Annotated in this window: 8 protein-coding genes; 7 read left to right on the plus strand and 1 reads right to left on the minus strand. The window is 52.4% G+C overall.

The annotated features are described in order from the left end of the window. Nucleotides 1-3 precede the first annotated feature (3 nt). Genes AB9N12_RS17910 through AB9N12_RS17935 form a run of 6 tightly spaced genes read left to right on the plus strand, consistent with a single transcriptional unit; the run spans nt 4 to nt 5,489 of the window. Nucleotides 4-843, plus strand: a complete 840-nt coding sequence (locus AB9N12_RS17910) for a hypothetical protein (RefSeq protein ID WP_369893435.1) — start codon at nt 4-6, stop codon at nt 841-843. Further along, complete coding sequence (locus AB9N12_RS17915) at nt 840-1,334, plus strand: hypothetical protein (RefSeq protein WP_369892754.1); 495 nt, start codon at nt 840-842, stop codon at nt 1,332-1,334. The genes AB9N12_RS17910 and AB9N12_RS17915 overlap by 4 nt, the downstream gene beginning before the upstream one ends. Before the next feature lie 8 nt (nt 1,335-1,342). Continuing rightward, nucleotides 1,343-2,329, plus strand: coding sequence for a tail fiber protein (locus AB9N12_RS17920; RefSeq protein ID WP_369892753.1), 987 nt, complete (start codon nt 1,343-1,345; stop codon nt 2,327-2,329). 11 nt (nt 2,330-2,340) lie between these two features. Continuing rightward, on the plus strand, nt 2,341-3,315 hold the full coding sequence (locus AB9N12_RS17925) for a hypothetical protein (protein WP_369892752.1): 975 nt from the start codon (nt 2,341-2,343) through the stop codon (nt 3,313-3,315). Between the two features lie 18 nt (nt 3,316-3,333). Beyond that, nucleotides 3,334-3,630, plus strand: a complete 297-nt coding sequence (locus tag AB9N12_RS17930) for a hypothetical protein (RefSeq protein ID WP_369892751.1) — start codon at nt 3,334-3,336, stop codon at nt 3,628-3,630. Next, a complete protein-coding gene (locus AB9N12_RS17935; RefSeq protein ID WP_369892750.1) occupies nt 3,627-5,489 on the plus strand; it encodes a hypothetical protein in 1,863 nt (620 codons plus the stop codon). Before AB9N12_RS17930 ends, AB9N12_RS17935 begins: the two co-directional genes overlap by 4 nt. Here the strand turns inward: AB9N12_RS17935 and AB9N12_RS17940 are convergent. Next, nucleotides 5,453-5,791: a hypothetical protein gene (locus AB9N12_RS17940; RefSeq protein WP_369892749.1), complete on the minus strand. Its 339-nt coding sequence runs from the start codon at nt 5,789-5,791 to the stop codon at nt 5,453-5,455. The two genes, AB9N12_RS17935 and AB9N12_RS17940, sit on opposite strands and share 37 nt — an antisense overlap. A 22-nt stretch (nt 5,792-5,813) precedes the next feature. On the opposite strand from AB9N12_RS17940, the gene AB9N12_RS17945 reads away from it, so the two are divergent. After that, the gene (locus AB9N12_RS17945; protein ID WP_369892748.1) at nt 5,814-6,566 is read left to right on the plus strand and encodes a hypothetical protein; all 753 of its coding nucleotides are present in this window, start codon (nt 5,814-5,816) and stop codon (nt 6,564-6,566) included. Nucleotides 6,567-6,826 lie beyond the last annotated feature (260 nt).

Below are 6,826 nucleotides of genomic sequence, written 5' to 3' on the forward strand. Positions count from 1 at the left end.
GATATGGCAAGAACAATCTCGGACATAAAAGACAGTATGACGACCGACTTCATGCGCAATTCGGATGTTGCGCGCGCCTATGGTTTTGAGACGGGGACGGCTTTTTCCTCGCATTTCAGCAAGGTAAGCGTTGAGAGCCTGCTGTTCTATATCGTGGCTTGTGCCACATGGGTACTTGAAAACCTTTTTGACAGGCATAAAAAGGACGTGGAGGAACGCATCGAGGCTATCATGCCTCACCGCCCCAAATGGTACAGGGACAAGGTGCTGGGTTTCATAAAAGACAAAACCCTCGTTCCCGATACGGATCACTACGACACGGAGGGCATGAGTGACGGTGACATCGAGACCGCCCACGTGGTAAAATATGCCGCGGCCACAGAAAATGCCGATGCCTCCATCCTTACCATCAAGGTGGCGGGTGATGCCGGGGGAAAGCGGCAGCCGCTCGATACCGATACGGAGGGGCAGCTTGCGGCCTACATTGCGGAAATAAAAGACGCCGGCGTGCGTGTGAACCTCGTAAACCGGCCTCCTGACGCATTCAATTGCGAGGCGGACGTATATTTTGACGCGATGCTGCTGTCCGAAAATGTCGAGACGGCCTGCCGTGAAGCCATTATCGCCTATATCGAAAACCTGCCTTTCAACGGTGAATACACCAACATGGCACTTGTGGATTGTCTGCAAGCCATCGACGGGGTGCGCATTGTCGAGTTGCGCGGGTCTGAAACGATGGTAAGCGGCGAGGGTACGCCCACGAAGATAAACGCCCGTTACACACCTGCGTCGGGTTATTTCAAAGCTGGAAATATCAAACTTAACATGACACCTTACAAATGAGCCTCTATGACCTTAAAATAAAACGTCTGGCGTTGCTGTTGCTGCCCACGCACTACCGCAGGCCTCTGATTGCCGCCTTTGCGCAAAGCATGGTGCAGGGTGTGAACATCGTTTACGGAAATTTCATGCGCTGGCGTCAGGATAAGCAATACAGGCTGTCGCATAACGGGCAGGTGTGCCACCTGCGTGCCGTCCTGAATGACACGTTCGACCCTGTGGAACGCCGTATTCTGGTGGAGGACGAATGGAGCGTGTCATTGCAGGGACAACGCATTTTCCAACGCGAGCAGGAGCGGTTCATACTGCTACCTTCGCATATCATGGGAACTGCTTTTATCCTTAACCGCCGCGGCTTCGGTGGTGTGAATGGTTACGATTTTTGGGTCACGGTACCGATAAGCCTGCGCGACCGGGTGGATGAAAATCGTATGAACGCAATCGTGGACACTTACAAACTTGCTTCAAAACGTTGGACTATAAACTACAAATAAAAAAGATAATGGATAAAATCACAGGTAATTACCTGACACAGGGAAACAAGGATTTTCCGCTGGACTGTGAGACGCTGGACGCCTTGCAGACCAATATCGCGCTTGTCGCTATATTGGGCAACATCGCCGGCGACAAAGTAATCCTGCGCGGCTGCGACCTTTCACAGGACGGCACAAAGCGTTCCGAGGGTTATGTATTTGTACGGACGGCGGCTTTTCCCGCCGGTGAAGTTTTGCGTTTCGAGGGCGGTGCGGTCGGCAGCGGCATGTATGTGAAACAAGAGGATATACCCGTGACGGCGCAAGGATACGATTATCCGAAAGCCTACACGAAACGGACGCTTGCCGCGGGTGTGGGCTATGAAAATTTCAGATGGGAGGACTTCAAGAATGTGCAGACTTCTGACGCACTTAATCAGGCTATTGCCGACCTGAAAGAAGACCTGCAAGAGGAGGCGGCAAAATTCACCCCCGCACCTTTGGGTATCGTGCTGCTATGGGCGGGAAAAACCGAGCCTGACGGTTACGCCCTTTGTGACGGGCGGCAATTAAGCACAAAGGACTATCCCGACCTGTACAAGGCTTTGGGTACGACCTTTAACAATGCTTACAGTGCCAACGGTACACGGTACACTACGACCAGCGGCTTTTTCCGTCTTCCCGATCTGCGCGGCCGTTTTGTCGTGGGCTACCACGACAGTGATAATGACTACAAGACGAAAGGCACGGCAGGCGGTGAGAAAAAACATGCCCTTACCATCAATGAAATGCCGAACCATGCGCATACGTTCAAGGATTATTATTATCCGGAAGCCCACGACGGCCAGAACTACGACACCATCGTGACGAACAACAATATCGGGTCAAATGATACGGATTATGACAACAAGCATCTGTTCTATTACAGGCATGACACGGAAGGCAAGGGCGGTGGTGCGCAACATGAAAACCGTCCCCCGTATTATGTTCTGGCTTATATCATGCGACTTAAATAAATAATATCACAATGGCTATCAGATTACGTTCAACATTAAAACAATGGTTCAAACGCGGAAAATACCCGATTGAAGAACAGTTCGCGGACTGGATAGACAGTTTTCTGCATAAGACGGAAGACAAACTGCCCCTTGCCAACGTGGAGGATCTCCCTGAACAGCTAAATGCGAAATACGACCACTCCTCCGGTGTGGCTTTGGAAAAAAGACACAGTATGCTGCGCACGGAGTTCGACCAACATACAGCCGTGGCCGAGAAAGAGTTCAGGCGCGTTTCGGACGACATGGACGACTTGCAAGCCACGGACATACGACAGCAGGCGGAGATCGACACGGCCAACGCCGATGCGGAAAGCCTGCGAGGGTGTCTGCACCCCACGGATCCCTGCGCTTCTCTGGAAAGCACGTTTTCCGCTTTGGGCGCGAATTACAGCACGTTATGGGCTTTGGCGAATACAATTAAGACCTTTTTGGAAGCAAAGGACACGGCCGACAGTACGATCAACCGATGGCGGGAGATGGAAGCGTTTCTCCAAGGGGTGACCGATGCGGAGACGCTGACCGGCATGCTGGAAGAACTACGGAAAACCATCGCGACCGCTTGTCACGAAGAAATAAGCGATGAGACAAAACGTGCCACCGATGCCGAGGAAGGCTTGAGAAAGACCCTCGAGAACCTGCGCGACTCGCTTGCCGACCGCAGCTACACGCTCGACTTCGGGCAGACGGGAGTCGCCATTCAGGATGTCAACATGGAGGCGTATGCGGTGACGATGAAAGAGGTGCGTCTGTTCAACGTGGCACACCTGTGGATAACCGCCGGGAACACGGTACGCCGGGAGGTCGATCCCGAAAACCCGCAGGCGATACTGATTGAACCGGGACAACTCGCCACATGGGAAATCCAACGCGTCAACGAAGCCGCGGCGGCCGTCGGAATAAGATGTGTGATGAGCCGGCCTCACCGGCGTGCCTCTGATGTATAATCTCTAAACCAATATCGAATGGAAATCAAAATAAAAGAAGGAGTGACGTGGCAGACAGACCCCCACACTTCGCAAACCGAATCCGCCATGAGGTGGATATACGAAGAAATCTATCCTCTTCTGGCCATGAATACCGAAGAAACGGGAAAGGTCATGCCTCAAACCGACCGGTTCGGGCGCCCCATAAGGTGGGTGATTGAAAATAAGGCGTGGCGTGTAACCATCCGCCGCGAGTATATCGACCCGCAACAACCCACATGGGGACGACGCGGGGATGTCATCAATGTGGAAACGGTGAAAGGAGGTGAGGAATGAGACCTTATTTGTGGCGGACACGAAACGCCCGGTGTGTCTATGTGGACTCATACGCGGGAAACGACCTCATCGGCACAGGAACCCCGGATAATCCCTATCAGACACTGGGAAAGGCGTATAGGGGACACGGAACCGCGGCGAAAGAAATCATCTGCCGAGGACGATTCTGCGAGGACATGTCCGATGGAGACCACGATACCCGCATACAAGGAGACTACATGGGAGCGGCCACATTCGACGGGCAAGACACCTATCTCATTCATGGCTTCACGCTGAATGACATCATCGTGGAGAATTGCGCGCCGGCCACCTACACCGCCATGATACGATACGGCGCATGGGGATATGCCGGGGTGGGACGTGCCTGGGGAGGATATTTCGGGTGGACGCAGCACTCATGGGGTGTGGGCGACCATAGCGTTATCATACGCAACTCACCCTTATACATGGGGTGCATCGGCGGGAAAAGAGGCATACACCATGTGGTGATAGACAGCCCCAAGATCTGCGGAGATAGGAAAATATGCTATGCGGGTAATGGAGAAGTGTCTCACTTCACTGTCCATAACGTCCCCATCGGACACCGTAGGCGGGAATCGTACGGCATCGAAATTATCCGTACAAGCATTCTTGCCCGGTGCGATTTCTACGCCGACGAACCGTTGCGTTTCGAGGAGTGCCTGTTCACTGCCGATTGCCGCTGGTTCCTCGACGGTGAGGAACTCATTACCGAAGCATCCGGGGGAGAAGCGCGACGTGACAGTCTGCTCGGGCAATGCCGCGGACGGGGTGTGAGAGAGGAACTCATGCCCGTGTTCACCCGCTGCATCTTCACAGCGCAAACGGCGGAAGAACTTTTTAACAATCCCGGAGCAGGTGATCTGACACTTCGAGCCGACAGCCCGGCCGCCAATCCCGCCGGATTCCTGCCGGGCATTACCGATTCCTATCTGGGTGCCTTGCCTCCCGCACTCTCCATACCCATCATGGATAACAGTATAGGTATAGCCGGCACATGGGACGAGCAGAGTGCGGCCGGCATACTCACCATTGTAGGCGGAGCCATCTGTCTGGATGAGACAAGCAGCGACACGGTGGGCGAAGTGCTCAGTAAAATCATCAGACTCGACACCGCACGGGCATCCGTTACCGGTATACTCGCATCGTTCACCTCCCTGTTCGGTTCGCACGGCATCGTACTCAACGACCGCCCCGTGACCGACCGCACATTCGCCCCCGGAGACCTCCTGCCGCAAGGCCGGTACGTAGTAGATGGAAACGTGGCATACCGCAACGCCGTTTATGTCACGGGAAACGTGCTGGCGGTTGACGAGGAGGGTACCACGTTCGTATCCGGGCTTAACGGCACGGATACGGGTACACTTCACACACTCGAAGACCCCAACATCGAAAACGTGTGCTACCTGCGCTCGACCCCCGTCATATTCTCCACGCTGCAGGCGGCAGACTCCCTGCAAAGCGGTGGTGTCTATCTCAACACGGGTGAGAGCCCCATCCGATACCGCGGACGGACCGTTGTGCCCGACGAGAGTTTCGTGGCGGCCAACGATACCGACACATTCATACCGCCCGCCGATGATCCCGAATACCGCATCGCCATCATGTTCGACGACACACGGGTGCCCGCACAGCCGTGGATACCCGCACAACTCTTCGGCGACTACTTTGTCTGCAAGTCCGGCGGCGTGGTACAGTATGATGATGACGGCATCCCCGTCTCCTCGGGTAACAACCGCTCCTATCAGCCTCAAAGCGATGGCGGATACGCCGAAAAACTGTGCAAGAGTGTGATGAACGACCGTTATTGCCAATTTAAAATAATAGCCCGTAAACAGTAAGCAATGAAACCGATCATCCGTACATTCTCAATTGGCGCATCACCGCGGACAGTCCGTGATGATTCCGCCATGCTGCGCGGTTTTGCGCTCCATGTCCACATGGCGACGGGGGATGAAGAAAGAAAAAACGGTATCATCCGCTCGTTCAACGTGCGGAGTGTGGCCCGATGCCATGCGCCGGAACAGTCACCGTATCTCTTGCGATCGTTCGTCGCTATCACGGCTCCACCCGACAACCCGCAGGAACCACTCATCGTGCGCCACCCGGCAAAAGGATCGTGAGGGAAATATTCATGAAACATTAAAACGCTATCAATATGCTGAATGATTAAAGAAAATCTGTTTGTCCTGAAACAAACCTCATCGCTCGGCGACCTGCTTATCAAACCCGTGACAAAGGAACTTGCCCGCCAAATGGTGCTTGAACACCATTATTCCCATAAATGGAACTTTGGCGGCTTTGGAGTGTTTAACTTCAGTATCTTCCGCGCCGATGAACCGGACAAATGCCTCGGTGTTGCGGTTTACGGTTACATGAAGAATCCCAAAGTAAGATTATTCCATCACCCGAGTCCGAAAGCGTGGATATGCGAATTAAACCGTTTGTGGATTGGCGACTGCCTCGGGAAGAATGCGGAAACCGTGCTAATTGCCGCCAGCATCAAGTTGATCCGCAAAATGGATGAGAATATCGTGGCTATACAAAGTTTCGCCGATGGTCGTTTAGGCTGCGGAACAATTTACAAGGCGGCCAACTTCAAATATTACGGCTTTCATTACACGCGTTTTCTGCGCAATAGGCGAACGGGCGAGTTTATCCATAACCAAATACTCACAAATACGACATCACCATCCGGCTACGTGCGTTCAAATGTAGCCTTCTTGCTTGGTGACCTGGATGTGTTCGTGGTGAAAACCTACCGTTACATTTATCCTTTGTGCAAGCATTTTCAGTTTAAGATGAAAGAAAAGCCTTATCCCGAATATGACAAAGGGATGGAACAAATAGAGTGGCAAAGAGACAGGCACAAGATAAAGGCAAACATTGTTCGCCTGCTTGATAAGCTGGTTACATAAAAGGCTTGCTAACGGGGCAAACCTATCAAAAGGATCTCTTAATTACTAAGCAAAGATAGTGGTTTTCTACGAATTGAACAAATAAAGTGCAGACAAAATGCAGATGAAAAACAACGTTTTTCGCGCTTTTTGCATATGTTCAAAAGGCATTTAATTACCGCTTGAATGGTGATTAAATGCCTTTGCTTTGATGGGCTGAAAAAATAGTGAAAATTGTACGTTTCGTTTTAGAAAATTGTACGTTTCGTTTTCGCGATTAT

The organism is Bacteroides sp. AN502(2024) (genome assembly GCF_041227145.1).
GTDB lineage: Bacteria > Bacteroidota > Bacteroidia > Bacteroidales > Bacteroidaceae > Bacteroides.

What these genes read in the sequence shown, in the direction of transcription:
- AB9N12_RS17910 (WP_369893435.1), top strand. Translation starts at nt 4, where the DNA reads ATGGCAAGAACAATCTCGGACATAAAAGACAGTATGACGACCGACTTC.
- AB9N12_RS17935 (WP_369892750.1), top strand. Translation starts at nt 3,627, where the DNA reads ATGAGACCTTATTTGTGGCGGACACGAAACGCCCGGTGTGTCTATGTG.
- AB9N12_RS17920 (WP_369892753.1), top strand. Translation starts at nt 1,343, where the DNA reads ATGGATAAAATCACAGGTAATTACCTGACACAGGGAAACAAGGATTTT.
- AB9N12_RS17915 (WP_369892754.1), top strand. Translation starts at nt 840, where the DNA reads ATGAGCCTCTATGACCTTAAAATAAAACGTCTGGCGTTGCTGTTGCTG.
- AB9N12_RS17945 (WP_369892748.1), top strand. Translation starts at nt 5,814, where the DNA reads ATGATTAAAGAAAATCTGTTTGTCCTGAAACAAACCTCATCGCTCGGC.
- AB9N12_RS17930 (WP_369892751.1), top strand. Translation starts at nt 3,334, where the DNA reads ATGGAAATCAAAATAAAAGAAGGAGTGACGTGGCAGACAGACCCCCAC.
- AB9N12_RS17940 (WP_369892749.1), bottom strand. Translation starts at nt 5,791, where the DNA reads ATGTTTCATGAATATTTCCCTCACGATCCTTTTGCCGGGTGGCGCACG.
- AB9N12_RS17925 (WP_369892752.1), top strand. Translation starts at nt 2,341, where the DNA reads ATGGCTATCAGATTACGTTCAACATTAAAACAATGGTTCAAACGCGGA.